At 63.7% G+C, this 15,027-nt stretch carries 14 protein-coding genes; 7 read left to right on the plus strand and 7 right to left on the minus strand.

What is annotated here, in order from left to right; translation table 11 throughout:
- Positions 1–198 precede the first annotated feature (198 nt).
- Positions 199–2,592 (plus strand): zinc-dependent metalloprotease, encoded by a 2,394-nt coding sequence (locus tag RRF64_RS13850; RefSeq protein ID WP_323846481.1) that lies wholly within the window; start codon positions 199–201, stop codon positions 2,590–2,592.
- 135 nt (positions 2,593–2,727) lie between these two features.
- On the opposite strand, the gene RRF64_RS13855 is transcribed toward RRF64_RS13850, so the two are convergent.
- From RRF64_RS13855 to RRF64_RS13875, 5 genes are all read right to left on the minus strand, one after another.
- Positions 2,728–3,555, minus strand: a complete 828-nt coding sequence (locus RRF64_RS13855) for a transglutaminase-like domain-containing protein (protein WP_323846482.1) — start codon at positions 3,553–3,555, stop codon at positions 2,728–2,730.
- A gap of 4 nt (positions 3,556–3,559) precedes the next feature.
- On the minus strand, positions 3,560–3,790 hold the full coding sequence (locus RRF64_RS13860) for a DUF350 domain-containing protein (RefSeq protein ID WP_323846483.1): 231 nt from the start codon (positions 3,788–3,790) through the stop codon (positions 3,560–3,562).
- A gap of 119 nt (positions 3,791–3,909) precedes the next feature.
- A complete protein-coding gene (locus RRF64_RS13865) occupies positions 3,910–4,308 on the minus strand; it encodes a globin (RefSeq protein WP_323846484.1) in 399 nt (132 codons plus the stop codon).
- Positions 4,309–4,468: 160 nt separating this feature from the next.
- Positions 4,469–4,669 (minus strand): CPXCG motif-containing cysteine-rich protein, encoded by a 201-nt coding sequence (locus tag RRF64_RS13870; RefSeq protein ID WP_323846485.1) that lies wholly within the window; start codon positions 4,667–4,669, stop codon positions 4,469–4,471.
- Positions 4,666–5,442 (minus strand): alpha/beta hydrolase family protein, encoded by a 777-nt coding sequence (locus RRF64_RS13875; RefSeq protein ID WP_323846486.1) that lies wholly within the window; start codon positions 5,440–5,442, stop codon positions 4,666–4,668. The genes RRF64_RS13870 and RRF64_RS13875 overlap by 4 nt, the downstream gene beginning before the upstream one ends.
- A gap of 236 nt (positions 5,443–5,678) precedes the next feature.
- On the opposite strand from RRF64_RS13875, the gene RRF64_RS13880 reads away from it, so the two are divergent.
- The 3 genes from RRF64_RS13880 (at position 5,679) to RRF64_RS13890 (ending at position 9,259) form a co-directional block, all read left to right on the plus strand.
- Positions 5,679–6,842: a phosphoglycerate kinase gene (locus tag RRF64_RS13880; RefSeq protein WP_323846487.1), complete on the plus strand. Its 1,164-nt coding sequence runs from the start codon at positions 5,679–5,681 to the stop codon at positions 6,840–6,842.
- A 180-nt stretch (positions 6,843–7,022) separates the two neighbouring features.
- Positions 7,023–8,087: a class II fructose-bisphosphate aldolase gene (gene fba / locus RRF64_RS13885; RefSeq protein WP_323846488.1), complete on the plus strand. Its 1,065-nt coding sequence runs from the start codon at positions 7,023–7,025 to the stop codon at positions 8,085–8,087.
- Between the two features lie 188 nt (positions 8,088–8,275).
- Entirely contained in the window at positions 8,276–9,259 is a 984-nt protein-coding gene (locus RRF64_RS13890) for an alpha/beta hydrolase (protein WP_323846489.1), read from the plus strand.
- Positions 9,260–9,324: 65 nt separating this feature from the next.
- Here RRF64_RS13890 and rarD read toward each other — a convergent pair whose 3' ends face one another.
- Positions 9,325–10,233: an EamA family transporter RarD gene (gene rarD / locus RRF64_RS13895; protein WP_323846490.1), complete on the minus strand. Its 909-nt coding sequence runs from the start codon at positions 10,231–10,233 to the stop codon at positions 9,325–9,327.
- A gap of 230 nt (positions 10,234–10,463) precedes the next feature.
- On the minus strand, positions 10,464–11,711 hold the full coding sequence (gene serA, locus RRF64_RS13900; RefSeq protein WP_323846491.1) for a phosphoglycerate dehydrogenase: 1,248 nt from the start codon (positions 11,709–11,711) through the stop codon (positions 10,464–10,466).
- A gap of 137 nt (positions 11,712–11,848) precedes the next feature.
- Here serA and RRF64_RS13905 point away from each other — a divergent pair, with 137 nt between their 5' ends.
- The 3 genes from RRF64_RS13905 (at position 11,849) to RRF64_RS13915 (ending at position 14,855) form a co-directional block, all read left to right on the plus strand.
- Positions 11,849–12,511, plus strand: a complete 663-nt coding sequence (locus RRF64_RS13905) for a fumarylacetoacetate hydrolase family protein (RefSeq protein WP_323846492.1) — start codon at positions 11,849–11,851, stop codon at positions 12,509–12,511.
- Positions 12,512–12,711: 200 nt separating this feature from the next.
- On the plus strand, positions 12,712–13,245 hold the full coding sequence (locus tag RRF64_RS13910; protein ID WP_323846493.1) for an asparaginase: 534 nt from the start codon (positions 12,712–12,714) through the stop codon (positions 13,243–13,245).
- Positions 13,246–13,346: 101 nt separating this feature from the next.
- The gene (locus RRF64_RS13915; protein ID WP_323846494.1) at positions 13,347–14,855 is read left to right on the plus strand and encodes an aldehyde dehydrogenase; all 1,509 of its coding nucleotides are present in this window, start codon (positions 13,347–13,349) and stop codon (positions 14,853–14,855) included.
- The last annotated feature ends 172 nt before the right edge of the window (positions 14,856–15,027 follow it).

Raw genomic sequence — 15,027 nt, forward strand, 5'->3', positions numbered from 1 at the left:
CTGGTTGCTGTTATGACGGCCCTGGGGGCGGATTTGGATGCACGGGTCGATATGTTTTTTAGACGGACGAGTGAGGATTAGGCTCACATCCGTCGTTGTGAGCTCTCTGGCGGATTAAATGTTAACCTTGCGCATTGCCCTTGATGGCCCCGGTTCCCGCCGGGTCATCCCAGAAATCGAATAACTTGGGGACAGCATATGTCGACACGCAGGCTCATCTTCGCGGCGTTATTGGTACTGCTCAGCGTCACAGCCCGGGCCGAGACCATCACCGAGTACACCGCCGGCATGGAGAAGCATGCCGGCTACCACGACTTCTACTGGGACGACGAAACCGGCCGTGTGCTGCTGGAGATCGCCGACTTCGACCGCGAGTTTCTGCTGCTGACCGGTCTGGCCCAGGGCCTAGGCTCCAATCCGGTGGGTCTGGACCGCAACCAGGTGGGAGACAACCGGCTGGTGAAATTCGAGCGGGTCGGCAACAAGGTGCTGCTGCACCAGCTGAACCTGAAGTATCGCGCCGAGTCCGACAACGCCGCCGAGCGGCGCGCGGTGGCCGAGGCTTTCGCCTCCTCGGTGCTGTGGGGCTTCGAGGCGCTGGCGCGAAACGGCGGCCGCGTACTGGTGGACTTCACCCCGTTCCTGCTCAGCGACCAGCACGGCATCGCAACGCGCCTGAAGCAGACCGAGCAGGGCGCCTACACGGTCGATCAGTCCAAATCCGCGATCTACCTGCCCCGCACAAAGAACTTCCCCAAGAACAGTGAGTTCGAGGCACAGCTGACCTTCGCCGGCGGTCAGCCGGGCAAGTATCTGCAGGAGGTGGTGCCCACCCCGACGCTGGTGTCTTTGCGCCAGCATATCTCCCTGGTCGAGTTGCCGGACGACGGCTACCAGCCGCGCCGCTTCCACAGCCGCAGTGGCTACTTTCCGTTCGAGTACCGGGACTACGCCACCGCGATCGACCAGCCGCTGGACCAGCGCCTGATCTACCGCCACCGCCTGCAGAAGAAGCCCGGCAGCGACGAGCCGGTGGAGCCGATCGTCTACTACGTGGATTCCGGCGTGCCGGAGCCGGTGCGCAGCGCGCTGGTGGAAGGCGCCAGCTGGTGGAACCAGGCCTTCGAGGCCGCCGGCTACAAGAATGCGTTCCGGGTGGAAATACTGCCGGAAGACGTGGATCCGCTGGATGTGCGCTACAACGTGATCAACTGGGTACACCGCTCCACCCGCGGCTGGTCCTACGGTTACTCGATTGCGGACCCCCGCACCGGCGAGATCCTCAAGGGCAACGTCACCCTGGGTTCGTTGCGGGTGCGCCAGGACTTCCTGATCGCCCAGGGTCTGTTGCAGCCCTACGGCAGCGAGACGGCCGATACCGAATCGCTGAAGGCGATGGCACTGGCGCGCATCCGCCAGCTCTCCGCCCATGAGGTCGGCCACACGCTGGGTCTCGCCCACAACTTCGCCGCCAGCATCGATGCGCGCGCCTCGGTGATGGACTATCCGGCGCCGCTGGTGTCGCTGCAGGGCGAGGCGCTGGAGCTGGCCGGTGCTTATGCGGAAGGGATCGGTGCCTGGGACAAGCTGGCGGTCCGCTATGGCTACGGTGACGGTGAGAATGAGCAGCAGTATCTAGCCGGCGTGATCGCAGAAGCGGAGGCGCAGAAGCTGCGCTTTATCTCCGACCCGGACTCGCGCTCGATCAACAATGCCCACGCGACTTCCCACCTGTGGGACAACGGCAGTGAGCCGCTGGCAGAATTTGCCCGCATGGCCGAGCTGCGCCGCCACGCGCTGGACAACTTCTCCGCCGCGGCCAACCCGCAGGGCGCGCCGCGCTCCTCACTCGAGGAGACGCTGGTGCCCGTCTACTACGGCCACCGCTACCAGGCGGAGGCGGTCGGCAAGCTGATCGGCGGTATCGACTACGACTACCTGTATAACGGCGCCGAGCAGAACAGCTATACGCTGGTTCCGGCTGAACGCCAGCAGCGGGCGATCGATGCGCTGCTGTCCACGCTGGATCCGCAATTCCTGGTACTGCCGGAAAGAGTGCTGCAGCTGCTGCCGCCCAAGTCCTATGGCTACGACCGCACCGATGAGAGCTTCCCCGCCTATACCGGCGTCGCCTTCGATGCCGTCGCCCTGAGCGAGGCCGCTGCCGGTCACACACTGTCGATTCTGCTCGATCCGCAGCGCGCCGCGCGCATGGGCCAACAGCACGCGCGCAGCAGTGAGATCCCGGGCTTCGACGCGCTGCTCGAACAGCTGAGCGAGCGGGCGCTGGAGGCAGACAAGTATTCCGGCCTGCAGGCAGTCATCCACCAGCGCGTCAACCACGCCTATATCCAGCGGCTGATGTTGCTGGCCGGTGACAAGAATGCGTCTGAGCCGGTGCGCGCCAAAGCCAATTTACAGCTGGCCAAATTCCAGCAGGCGATGGGCGGCATGAAGCTCTTTGGCGAGGATCCGCAGGGTTACAGTGCACACTACTTCTACCAGGCGCAGCGCATCGCGGCCTTTATGCGTGGTGAGCTAAAAGTTGAGGCGGGTGATCTGAAGGCGATGCCGCCGGGCTCGCCGATTTAGCGGTAGATGGATCGCCTTTGAGTGCCCTGTGGGAGCCTGCCCTGCAGGCGATTGTTCGGAGTGTCTGGCACCCTCCGCATCGCCTGCAGGGCAGGCTCCCACAGGCGTGTTGGCACCAGTCGCCTTGGCTGCCAATCAACTGCGGATAAACTGCGATTTCCTGATCCAGTGGCTGCCGCGATACTGTCTCGTCGAAGCGGCGTCTTTCTTGGCCCAGAAGAAATTGCGGTTGAACTGAAATTCGACTTCGTAGCCCTCGGCCAGCTCCGCCAGCGGCATCGCCTGCCAGGTGGACTGGCGCCGCTTGCTGGTGGCCTCCAGCAGATATTCCTCGCCATCCACTATCGCCACCACCCAGGCGTGGCCCTGGCCGTTGTGGGTGCCGAGCGCGACCCGCGCATCGACGCCCAGCTCGATCAGCCAGTCCGCCAGCAGTATGGCGTGGTCCTCGCAGTCGCCGCGCTTCTGATAAAAGGCCTGGCGCGAGGTCTGCCAGATATCGGCGAGGCCGGCATACTGCAGGTGGTCGTACTGGTATTCCTTGCGGATCGCCAGCGTGTAGAGCGGCACCCACAGCTGCTCGGTCTCGAACGGCCTGAAACCCACCAGGTAACTGTTGGCGAAATGGTGCTTGCTGTCGAGGCCGCGCGCCGAGGCGGTAACGGCGGTGATGCCCTGCCAGTTCCACACGGATACGTAAGCGCTCTGTTCGAGACTGCGTTTGGCAACGATCTCCTGAATGGTTTCTTCGGGCAGCGGCTGACCGCTGCCGGTCACGCGCACCACGCCGTATTGGCGGTCCCGGATACTGCCGCTTGTCTCCGGCGCGCCGGCAAAGGTGCGGCTCAGGTCTTCGATCTGCTGGCGAAGCGCGCGGCTCTCCTGCGACTGACCGGCAGTGCGCAGCAGTTCCGGCAGCAGCAGCGCGACGCCCAGGAGGCCAGGAATCAACCAGCCGCGCATTTACCTAACCTTTCAGCCCGAAGGAAATAATGAGCGCGACGAAGATCAGAATGGTGGAGGCAAAAATCGCCACCGCGATATTGCCGTTCTTCAGTTCGCCTTCGATATCGACATTGCGCAGCAGCTTCTTGTCGATCGTAATCAGCGCGACGATACCGATAAACAGTGCGAGCAGCGTGTAGAGAAGATTGATTCCCAGGTTGAACAGAGTGGCGGTGAGAAATTGCAGTTCCATGGCGCTCTTCGGCAAAAATTTTGGCCGGCTATTAAACCATATCGCGAGCAAGGCCGGTCAGGGTTCAGGTGGCGGGCTTGATTTGTACGCTGGCCTTCACATAGTGAGGGCCAGCGAATTCAATAGGCGTCGCGTATCAGCGCGATACCCGCTCCAATGGCGCGGCGCCAGGCGGCCTCCACTTCATCGGAGAAAGCCCGGTCGTGCTGGCGCAGTGTGGCCATCAAGGCGTCCAGCCACAACCGATACCATTCGGGGCGAATGTTGTAGCCGTTGCGGGAGTGGCTCTGCCCCAGTGCGCGTAGCTTGGTGTCAGCCATACCGCGGGCGTGCAGCACCAGCTGCATAATGCCGTTGCGCAGCAGGTGGCGCTGCTGCCGCATGTCGGTGTCGGCAAACAGCGCGCGGATCTCCGCCGAGCTGCCCATAAAGCGATCGTAGAAGTCGACGAAGAACTGTTCGTCGTTGCAGCAGCGCCCGTAGCTCTGAAACACCATATCGCTATCCGCGGTTCCCATCTGTTGGTACTCCCTGTTGGAACTGCGCCGGCGAGCAGTGGCCGCCAGGCAATAGACTTAATTTTTGTATGGAATTGGCGCGCGGATTCTAGCGGGCGGCGGCATGGGCAGGAAGCGTTCTTTCGGTGGGATTATTCGCGAGGCAGCTCAATGCAGTTGCTCAGCCGGTCTCGTTTTCGTGGTGCAGGCTGATATCCAGCGTGCCATCGGGGTTTTCAGTCACGGTGATGCCGATCGGGCGGCAGCAAACGGCGCAGTCCTCGATATAGGTCTGCGCACCCGCAGAATAGTCCACCAGAAGTGAGATGATCTCGCCGCAGTAAGGGCAGGTTCTGAAGATTTCCTCGAGACCCTGCATCATTTGTCTTCGGCCCGCCGCAGGTAGGGCTCGGCCCATGCGGCCAGGGTGCTGGCCACATAATCCGCATCCTCGCGCCGCGTCAGCAGGTGGTCGGCGTGATCCAGGCTGATAAAGCTCTTCGGGTGCATGGCGCGGTTGTAGATCTCCGCCGCCTCGTCGATGGATACCGTCTGGTCCACCGGCGAGTGGTAGATCAGCAGCGGCCGGCCGAGCTCGCGGATATAGCCCATCTTGTGGCTGTCGAGGTCTTCCAGAAAATGCTTCTTGATGGTGAAGGGGCGCCCTGCCAGTTGCACCTCGGCGTGGCCCTGCGCCTCGATGGTATCGATGGAGCAGGCGAACTGCTTGATCACATGGTCCGGGTCCGCCGGTGCGGCGATGGTGACTATGGCCTTTGCCTCTTCAATCTCCCCGGCGGCCGCCAGCACCGCGGCACCGCCGAGGCTGTGGCCGATCAGCAGGTCCACCGGGTGGTGCTCGCGGTGCAGGAAATCCGCGGCGCAGAGCAGATCCCGCACATTGGAGGAGAAATTGGTATCGGCGAAGTCGCCCTCGCTGGCGCCGAGGCCGGTGAAATCGAAGCGCAGTACGGCGATGCCCAGGCCCGCCAGTTTGCGCGCAATGCGCGACGCAGACACCACATCCTTGCCGCAGGTAAAACAGTGGGCGAAGAGCGCGTACGCGCGCGGCGCGCCCTGGTCCGGCATCTCCAGAATGCCGGCGAGGCGGGCCCCGCTGCCGCCGCTGAACTCGACCTTGTGCCTCTTGGCCATATGCGCGCCCTCGCTGGTTTTTACGGCGACCGTTGGGGCAATTGTACTGCGGCGATCGGGGGATGGAATGACAGCGTTATCAGCACGCCGTGGCTGCCGTGTGGTAATTCAACTACATAACGGCTTGATATACTCCGCGCGGGCCGCCGTCCGGCGGACCCCGGTGGGCGTTGTCCGATGCATCGGCTTATAATCCGCGCCCACTTTTCTACAGTTAGCTACGAGGGGATTGGCGAATGGCGGTTCAATTGATGACGGATCTGGAGCTGGCGGGCAAGCGCGTCCTGATCCGCGAAGACCTGAACGTTCCGGTAAAGGACGGGGTTGTCACTTCCGATGCGCGCATCCGCGCGGCGCTGCCGACCATTCGCGCCGCCATCGAGGCCGGCGCCAAGGTGCTGCTGATGTCCCACCTGGGGCGGCCCACCGAGGGCGAGTACGAGGAGGAGTTTTCCCTGGCGCCGGTCGCCGCCCATCTGGGCGAGCTACTCGGCCGCGACGTGAAGCTGGTCAAGGAGTGGCGCGACGGCGTCGAGCTGGCGGACGGCGAGGTGGCCCTGCTGGAAAACGTGCGCTTCAACCCCGGTGAGAAGAAGGACGACGAAACGCTGGCCAAGGCCTACGCCGGCCTGTGCGACATCTTCGTGATGGACGCCTTCGGCACCGCGCACCGCGCTCAGGCCTCCACCCACGGCGTGGCCAAGTTTGCCCCGGTGGCCTGCGCCGGCCCGCTGCTGGCCGCGGAGCTGGATGCCCTGGAAAAGGCGCTGGCCAATCCGGCGCGACCGCTGGTGGCGATCGTCGGCGGCTCCAAGGTGTCCACCAAGCTGACCGTGCTGGAAACTCTCGCCGACAAGGTGGACCAGCTGATCGTCGGCGGCGGCATCGCCAACACCTTCCTCGCCGCCAGCGGCAAGCCGGTGGGCAAGTCCCTGTGCGAGCACGACCTGCTGGATACCGCGAAATCGCTGATGCAGCAATGCGATATCCCGCTGCCGGTGGACGTGGTGACCGGCAAGGAATTCAGCGAGTCCGCTGCGGCGGAGACCAAGTCCGCCGACGAGGTGACCGCCGACGACATGATCTTCGATATCGGCCCGCAGTCCTCGGCCCAATTGGAAGAGATTCTCCAAGGGGCCAAGACCATTATCTGGAACGGCCCGGTGGGGGTGTTCGAGTTCGACCAGTTCGGCGGCGGCACCGAGCGCCTGTCCCGGGCGATCGCCGACAGTGACGCCTTCTCCATCGCCGGCGGCGGCGACACCCTGGCCGCAGTGGACAAGTACGGCATCGCCGACAAAGTCTCCTATATTTCCACCGGCGGTGGCGCTTTCCTGGAATATGTGGAGGGCAAGACCCTGCCGGCGGTGGCGATGCTCGAAAGCCGCGCTGACGGATAAAGAACCGCACCCACGACTGATTGCTTTTTTTTGTGGGAGCGGCGGGGCGGCCATCCGCCCATGGCCGCGATCGGAGTTGCAGAATTCCACCATCGATCGCGGCCATGGGCCGCTCCTACAGCCCAAAAAAATAACTACAACGATTAAAACTTTATACAGACGACGAGAAAGGAAATTTTCATGGCCCTTATCAGCTTGCGCCAAATGCTGGATCACGCCGCCGAGCACGGTTACGGCGTACCGGCATTCAACGTCAACAACCTGGAGCAGATGCGCGCGATCATGGAGGCGGCCCGGCAGACCGACTCCCCGGTGATCGTGCAGGCCTCCGCCGGCGCGCGCAAATACGCCGGCGCCCCCTTCCTGCGCCACCTGATCCTCGCCGCGATCGAGGAGTTTCCGGAAATCCCGGTGGTGATGCACCAGGACCACGGCACCAGCCCGGCGGTGTGCCAGCGCTCTATCCAGCTGGGTTTCAGCTCGGTGATGATGGACGGCTCCCTGCAGGAGGACGGCAAGACCCCGGCGTCCTACGACTACAACATCGACGTCACCCGCCGCGCGGTGGAAATGGCGCACGCCTGTGGTGTGTCTGTCGAGGGTGAGCTGGGCTGCCTGGGTTCGCTGGAAACCGGCATGGCCGGCGAGGAAGACGGTGTCGGCGCCGAGGGCGTGCTGTCCCACGACCAGCTGCTGACCGATCCGGAAGAGGCCGCGGACTTCGTGCGGAAGACCAAGGTGGACGCGCTGGCGATCGCCTGCGGCACCAGCCACGGCGCCTATAAGTTCACCCGTCCGCCGACGGGCGACATCCTCGCCATCGACCGCATCAAGGAAATCCACGCGCGCATCCCCAATACCCACCTAGTGATGCACGGTTCCTCTTCCGTGCCGCAGGAGTGGCTGGCGGTGATCAACGAGTTCGGCGGCGAGATTCCGGAGACCTACGGCGTGCCGGTCGAGCAGATCTGCGAGGGCATCAGGCACGGCGTGCGCAAGGTGAACATCGACACCGACCTACGCCTGGCCTCCACCGGCGCCACGCGCCGCTTCCTGGCCCAGAACCCGTCCGAGTTCGATCCGCGCAAATACTACAAGGTGGCGCTGGACGCGATGAAGGACATCTGCGTGGCGCGCTACGAGGCCTTCGGCACCGCCGGCAACGCCAGCAAGATCCGCGCACTCAGCCTGGACGCCATGAGCCAGCGCTACGCTGCCGGCGAGCTGGAGCCGCAGATCAAATAAGGCTGATCGGTCGTCGTTCCGGCGCAGGCCGGAACCCGGGTGCCATTGAACTGGATGCCGGCCTGCGCCGGCATGACGACGGTATGCAAAATGGGCGAGCCGAAAGGCTCGCCCATTTTGTGTCTGCCAGATTCCGGTCGAGCAACCGGTCGACTCCCCCGCCCCCAAAATGCAGTACCATTGCCCCAATGGACCTGTTGCAAGATATCACCACCGTCGAACACAGCCCGGTGCTCAGGCGGCCGGACTATTCGGCGTTGCGCCAGCAATTGCCGGAGCTCGACTTCAGCAGCAACGACGAGGGACCGCTGCTGCCGGCACTGCAGGAGTACCGCAACTACTACGACCTGCAGTTCCCGCTGGCGAGCAGGACCGGCGTCGGTACCTTCGCCGCCGCCGGCTTCGAGCTGGTGGCCCAGTACTGGCTGGTGGAAAAGCCGCGCGGCACCCTGTTTATCTGTCACGGCTATTTCGATCACACCGGCATCTACGGCGCGGCCGTGCGCTTCGGTCTCGAGCGCGACTTGAATGTGGTGATCTTCGACTTCCCCGGCCACGGCCTGTCCAGCGGCGAGCCGGTGGCCATCGACACCTTCCTGCAATACCGCCAGGCACTGGATGCGCTGCTGCAGATCGCCCGCGACAAGCTGCCCGGCCCCTGGCATGCGATGGGGCAGAGTACCGGCGGCGCGGCGCTGCTGGCGTTCCTGCAGTTCAGCAGCTGGCAGCCGTTCGACAAGGTCTTCCTGCTGGCGCCGCTGGTGCGCCCGGCGCGCTGGCATGTGCGCAAGTGGATGTACTATCTGGGTCGCTTCTTCATGGTCGCACCGAATCGCGGCTTCAATATCAATACCCACGACGCCGAGTTCGCGCGCCGCCAGGCACACCGCGATCCGCTGCAGTCGCCGGTGATGTCGATGCGCTGGCTCGGGGCCATGGTGGACTGGCTGAAGACTTTCCCGAAAACGGCGAAAAACCCGAAACCGATTCTGGTGCTGCAGGGCACAGGTGACGAGACGGTATCCTGGCGCTACAACATGCGCGCCATCCGCGACCGCTTTCCTAACAGTAGGCGGGTGATCATCCGCGGCGCCCGCCATCAGATGATCAACGAGACCCAGCCTTACCGGCACCAGATACTGGCGGCGCTGGACGACTGGCTGAATTCGTAACTGGGATGGTGCGCACGGCGCACCCTACCTGCACTCCATAGGGTGCGCCGCGCGCACCGCAAAAATCAAACCACCGCTTTTTTCTGCAACCGCATCTTGCGCCGCTGTGCCAGCGCATCCACTGTATAGAGCAGCAGCCCCAGCCACACAAAGGCAAAGGTCAGCAATGTGTCGTGGTCGAACGGCTCGTGGAACAGCATGACCGCCACCAGCAGCTGCAGTGTCGGGGCTATGTACTGCAGGAAGCCGACGGTGGACAGGTTGAGGCGGCGCGCGGCGATATTGAACAGCAGCAGCGGCGTCAGCGTGATGGGGCCGGCCAGCAACAGCAGGCCGTTCAGCTCCCAGCTGTTGTTCAGCGGATTGCTGCTCGGGCTGCTGCTCCAGATCAGGTAGGCCAGTGCCAGCGGCAGCATATAGAGGGTTTCCACCGCGAGACCGGTCAGGCTGTCCACCGGCGCGCGCTTGCGCACCAGCCCGTAAAAGCCGAACGTCAGCGCCAGAAACAGCGCCACCAGCGGTATCTGCCCGAACTGCAGCAGGTACCAGGCGATTCCCAGTGCCGCCAGGCCCACCGCGATCCACTGCAGGCGGCGCAGCCGCTCGCCCAGGATCAGGACGCCGAGCAGCACATTGATCAGCGGGTTGATGTAATAGCCGAGGCTCGCGTCCAGCAGGTGCTGGTTGGTGATGGCCCAGATAAACACCAGCCAGTTGCTGCCGATCAGCAGTGCGGACAGCGCGAGCGTGCGCATTTTCTTATGGTCGCGCAGGGTCGCGCGGAAATCCCCCAGTTTGCCGATCAGCGCCAGGATGATCAGCGCCAGCGCCAGCGCCCAGATACTGCGGTGCGCGAGTATTTCCGTCGAGGGGATGCCGTCGAGCAGCTTGAAGTACAGCGGCGCCAGCCCCCAGAAGAGAAAGGCGGAAACACCGGCGAGCAGGCCGGTCGCAGCGGAATCGTTATTGCGCAAGGGGGTACACCTGATTGTGGGGCTGGGAGCGCCGAGCCCGAGAGCGCCCGCCGCCAGCTCGGCTAGCGGGCCGCAGGCCCGCTTTGGGAATGGCGCAATTGTATGGCCGAAGGCGCCGCGAAGCCACGGCGCGCGCATTCGTCACTCCGGCGCAGGCCGGAATCCAGCTCCCGCGAGGCTGGATGCCGGCCTGCGCCGGAATGACGAGAGACCGGACGGTCCCGGGACAATTAGAACAGCACGCGGCAGCGCAGCGTGTTAGGCACGTTCTTCAGCTTCTCCAGCGCCAGGTCCGAGTACTCCGCATCCACGTCGATCACCACGTAGCCGAGGGTCTCGTTGGTCTGCAGGAACTGCGCCGAGATGTTGATATTGTTTTCCGAGAACACCTGGTTGATGGCGCCGAGCACGCCGGGCACATTGTTGTGGATGTGCAGCAGCCGATGCACGCCCACATGGCTCGGCAGGGCCACTTCCGGGAAGTTGACCGAACTGGTGGTGGTGCCGTTGTCCGAGTAGTGGGCCAGCTTTTCCGCCACCTCGGTGCCGATATTCTCCTGCGCCTCCATGGTGGAGCCGCCCACATGGGGCGTCAGCAGCGCATTGTCGATACCGCGCAGCGGGGACACGAACTCGTCATCGTTGCCGCGCGGTTCCACCGGGAATACATCGATGGCCGTGCCGGCCAGTTGGCCGCTCTTCAGCGCTTCCGCCAGCGCATCGATGTCCACCACGGTACCGCGGGATGCGTTCAGCAGGATCGCGCCCGGTTTCATCTGCGCAATCTGCCTGGCGCCGATCATCATCTTGGTGGACGGCAGTTCCGGTACATGCAGGGACACCACGTCTGCCTCGCCCAGCAGTTCGTCGAGGGAGTGGATCTGGGTGGCGTTGCCCAGCGGCAGCTTGGTGATCACGTCGAAGAAGACCACGCGCATGCCCAGGGCTTCCGCCATCACCGACACCTGGGAGCCGATAGCGCCGTAGCCGACGATGCCCAAGGTCTTGCCGCGGGCCTCGTAGGAACCGGCAGCCGATTTCATCCAGCCGCCGCGGTGGCACACCGCGTTTTTCTCCGGTATGCCGCGCAGCATGAAGATGGTCTCGGCGATAATCAGCTCGGCCACACTGCGGGTGTTGGAATAGGGCGCGTTGAACACCGCGATGCCCAGTTCGGTAGCCGCCTTCAAATCCACCTGGTTGGTGCCGATACAGAAGCAGCCGATGGCGATCAGCTTGGGCGCGCTCTCCAGAACTTTGCGGGTCAGCTGGGTGCGGGAGCGGATACCGATAAAGTGGGCGTCGGCGACTTTCTCGATCAGCTGCTCTTCCGACAGTGACGTCTTCAGATACTCCACATTGGTGTAGCCGCGGGACGCCAGCAGGTCGACGGCGGACTGGTGCACGCCCTCCAGCAGCAGAATGCGAATCTTGTCCTTTTGCAGAGACTCTTTTTGATTGGGTTTGGGCGCAGCCATAAACACTCACTTGACGATGGGCGACAGGAAAAGCGGTAAAATATTCGATCGCCGGGAATCCGGCGAGGGCGCGATCATACCACAAGCGCCCTGCGGCGCTTTATTCGAAATACCTATCCTAACTATCTAATTACATTATGTACCGACACCAGTTCACCTGCGGCACCGAGACCAGCCTCAACCTGGGCAAGATCGTCTGCGTCGGCCGCAACTACGCGGCCCACGCCGAGGAGCTATCCAACCCGATACCGGAAGAGCCGCTGCTGTTTATCAAGCCGGCCAGCGCCGCGGTGCCGATGAGCGAGCCGATACACCTCCCGGCGGGCCGCGGCAGCTGCCACTTCGAGGGGGAACTGGCGCTGCTGATCGGCGACAGGCTCAGCGGTGCCAACGCAGCCGATGTGCCGCCGGCGATCGCCGGCCTCGGCCTGGCACTGGACCTGACCCTGCGCGACCTGCAGTCGCAGTTGAAAAAAGACGGCCATCCCTGGGAGAAGGCCAAGGGTTTCGACGGCGCCTGCCCCCTGTCGTCCTTCGTGAAACTGGACTGGCTGCCGGACTGGGACAGCCTCAGCTACTCCCTGTGGCTGAACGACGAACTGCGCCAGCGCGGCAAGACGGCGCATATGCTCACGCCGATCCTGGACCTGGTCGCCTATATCAGCAGCTATTTCACCCTGCTGCCCGGTGACGTGGTGCTGACCGGCACGCCCGCCGGCGTGGGAGAGCTGCTGCACGGCGACAGGATTGCGATGCAGCTGGAGGAGGACTGGCTGAGGGTGGAGACCAGCGTCGTCTGACAGCCGACAGAAAACCCGGCACTGTGATGCAAGGGCCTGCCGCCGGTGGTTGTCCGGGAAGGCGCCGGCGGCTTCAAAGTAACAGTTACCGATCAGGTTTTTTCCCGGACAACCACCGGCGGCAGGCCCGATCGGAGCCCCCAACAAAGCGACTGGACTAATATTGTCGCAGGCCGCCCTGAACCCCGTCCGGAGACGCGATGACCGAACTCAACCCCACCACGACCATCCGCATCCTCACCACCGGCGGCACCATCGAGAAGAGCTACTGCGAAGCCGAAGGTACCCTGAAGAACCGCGCCTCCATTATCCGCGACGGACTGATCGCCAGCCTGCGCCTGCCCTATACGCGCCTGGAGCTGGAGAGCCTGATGAACAAGGACTCGCTGGAGATGGACGACAGCGATCGCGCACAGATCGCCGACGCCGTAGCCCGCACCGCCGAGCTGGGCGAGCCCATCGTCGTGCTGCACGGCACCGACACCATGGCCGATACCGCCGACTACTGTTTCAGAAGGCTGGGCACGCCGAAGGTGGCGGTGGTCTTCACCGGCGCCATGAAACCGATGGGCTTTATCGATTCCGACGCGCGCCAGAACGTGATCGAGTCACTGCTCGCCGCGCGCCTGATGCCGCCGGGCTTCTATATCGCCTTCCACAACCGGGTATTTCCGGTGCCGGGCGTGCGCAAGAACCGCGACAGCGGTACCTTCGAGGCCTGTGCGGTCGAATAGTCCGCGCCTGGCCGCCGGCGGTGGAATTCTGATACCCTTTGATTTGTGATCACATTTTTTGTATAAACCGAATAATTGTTCAATTTCAGATGAGGTGTGCCATGTCAGAGCAATCCAAGACTCCCCAAACCCTGCAGGAATGGCAGGCCCTGGCGGCCGGCCTCAAGATCGAGGGCCGCGCCTTTATCAACGGCGAGTATGTGGATGCCCTCTCCGGCAAGACCCGCCCCACCACCAATCCGGCCGACGGCAGGGAGCTGGCGCAGATCGCCAGTTGCGGCCCCGAGGATGCCGAACTGGCGGTCAAGGTCGCGCGCGAGACCTTCGAATCCGGTGTCTGGTCGCACATGCCACCGATGGCGCGCAAAAAAATCCTGGTGCGCTTCGCAGAGCTGATCGAGCAGAACAAGGTTGAAATCGCCCTGCTCGAGAGCCTCGACGCCGGCAAGCCGATCAGCGACACCATGAACGTGGATGTGCCCAGCGCGGTCACCACCATCCGCTGGAACGGCGAGGCCATTGACAAGCTCTACGACGAAGTGGCGCCGACCGGCCCCAACGAACTGGGCCTGGTCACCCGCATGCCCCTGGGGGTGGTCGCCGCGATAGTGCCGTGGAACTTCCCGCTCTCCACCACCGCGTGGAAACTCGGTCCGGCGCTCGCCACCGGCAACAGCGTGATCCTGAAACCCGCCTCCAACACGCCGCTGACCGCGATCCGCCTCGCCGGCCTGGCGAAAGAGGCCGGCCTGCCGGACGGCGTGCTGAACGTGCTGCCGGGCCCGGGCAGCAGCCTCGGCAAGGCGCTGGGCCTGCACATGGATATCGACTGCCTGACCTTCACCGGCTCCACCGAGGTGGGCAAGACGCTGACCGAGTACTCCGGCCAGTCCAACCTGAAGCGCACCTTCCTCGAGCTGGGCGGCAAGAGCCCCAATATCGTCTTCGCCGACGCGGACCTGGACAAGGCCGCGGAGGCCGCGGCGCTGGCCATCTTCTACAACCAGGGCGAGACCTGCACCGCCGGTTCGCGCCTGTTGGTGGAAAAATCGGTGGCCGACGAATTTATCGCCAAGGTCGCCAGGGCCGCCGAGCGCTTCGTGCCGGGCCACCCGCAGGACCCCAACACCGTCATGGGCGCGCTGATCGACCAGAGCCAGTTCGACACCGTCGAGTTCTATGTGGCCAAGGGCCTGGAGCAGGGTGCGCAGCTGGTCTGCGGCGGCAAGCCGGTGGCAGCCGTGGCCGGTGGTCACTACTACGCACCGACCGTGTTCCGTGGCGTTACCGGCCAGATGACCATCGCCCGCGAGGAGATCTTCGGGCCGGTGCTGTCGGTGATCGAGTTCGAATCCGAGCAGGAGGCGCTGCGCATCGCCAACGACTCCATCTACGGTCTCGCCGCCGGCGTCTGGACCCACAACCTGGGCCGCGCCCACCGCATGGCCCGCGATCTGCGCGCCGGCTCGGTGTGGGTGAACAATTACTTCGGCGGCGACATCACCGTGCCGTTCGGCGGCTTCAAGCAGTCCGGCAACGGCCGCGACAAGTCGCTGCACGCGCTGGACAAGTACTGCGAATTGAAATCCACCTGGATCGATTTGAGCTGATTAGGTTTCCTTTTGCGGGCTGGTCATCAGCCCGGACTCCTAAGCTTGGGCCGCAATCGCGGCCCTTTTTTTCTCCCGCCCCTTAGGTATTTCCCAATTCCGGTTGGCGCGTATTTTCTTTCTCGTCTATACCTAAATCATCGCCCTCTTAATGGAAACCTGGCGACTGCTC

Origin of the sequence: Microbulbifer magnicolonia, from assembly GCF_035117725.1 — a bacterium.
Lineage (GTDB): Bacteria > Pseudomonadota > Gammaproteobacteria > Pseudomonadales > Cellvibrionaceae > Microbulbifer > Microbulbifer magnicolonia.

Coding starts and splice junctions, on each gene's coding strand:
- RRF64_RS13865 (WP_323846484.1), bottom strand. CDS start 4,308: ATGGGAACCGCGGATAGCGATATGGTGTTTCAGAGCTACGGGCGCTGC.
- RRF64_RS13915 (WP_323846494.1), top strand. CDS start 13,347: ATGTCAGAGCAATCCAAGACTCCCCAAACCCTGCAGGAATGGCAGGCC.
- fba (WP_323846488.1), top strand. CDS start 7,023: ATGGCCCTTATCAGCTTGCGCCAAATGCTGGATCACGCCGCCGAGCAC.
- RRF64_RS13910 (WP_323846493.1), top strand. CDS start 12,712: ATGACCGAACTCAACCCCACCACGACCATCCGCATCCTCACCACCGGC.
- RRF64_RS13855 (WP_323846482.1), bottom strand. CDS start 3,555: ATGCGCGGCTGGTTGATTCCTGGCCTCCTGGGCGTCGCGCTGCTGCTG.
- serA (WP_323846491.1), bottom strand. CDS start 11,711: ATGGCTGCGCCCAAACCCAATCAAAAAGAGTCTCTGCAAAAGGACAAG.
- RRF64_RS13905 (WP_323846492.1), top strand. CDS start 11,849: ATGTACCGACACCAGTTCACCTGCGGCACCGAGACCAGCCTCAACCTG.
- RRF64_RS13890 (WP_323846489.1), top strand. CDS start 8,276: ATGGACCTGTTGCAAGATATCACCACCGTCGAACACAGCCCGGTGCTC.
- RRF64_RS13850 (WP_323846481.1), top strand. CDS start 199: ATGTCGACACGCAGGCTCATCTTCGCGGCGTTATTGGTACTGCTCAGC.
- RRF64_RS13880 (WP_323846487.1), top strand. CDS start 5,679: ATGGCGGTTCAATTGATGACGGATCTGGAGCTGGCGGGCAAGCGCGTC.
- RRF64_RS13860 (WP_323846483.1), bottom strand. CDS start 3,790: ATGGAACTGCAATTTCTCACCGCCACTCTGTTCAACCTGGGAATCAAT.
- RRF64_RS13875 (WP_323846486.1), bottom strand. CDS start 5,442: ATGGCCAAGAGGCACAAGGTCGAGTTCAGCGGCGGCAGCGGGGCCCGC.
- RRF64_RS13870 (WP_323846485.1), bottom strand. CDS start 4,669: ATGATGCAGGGTCTCGAGGAAATCTTCAGAACCTGCCCTTACTGCGGC.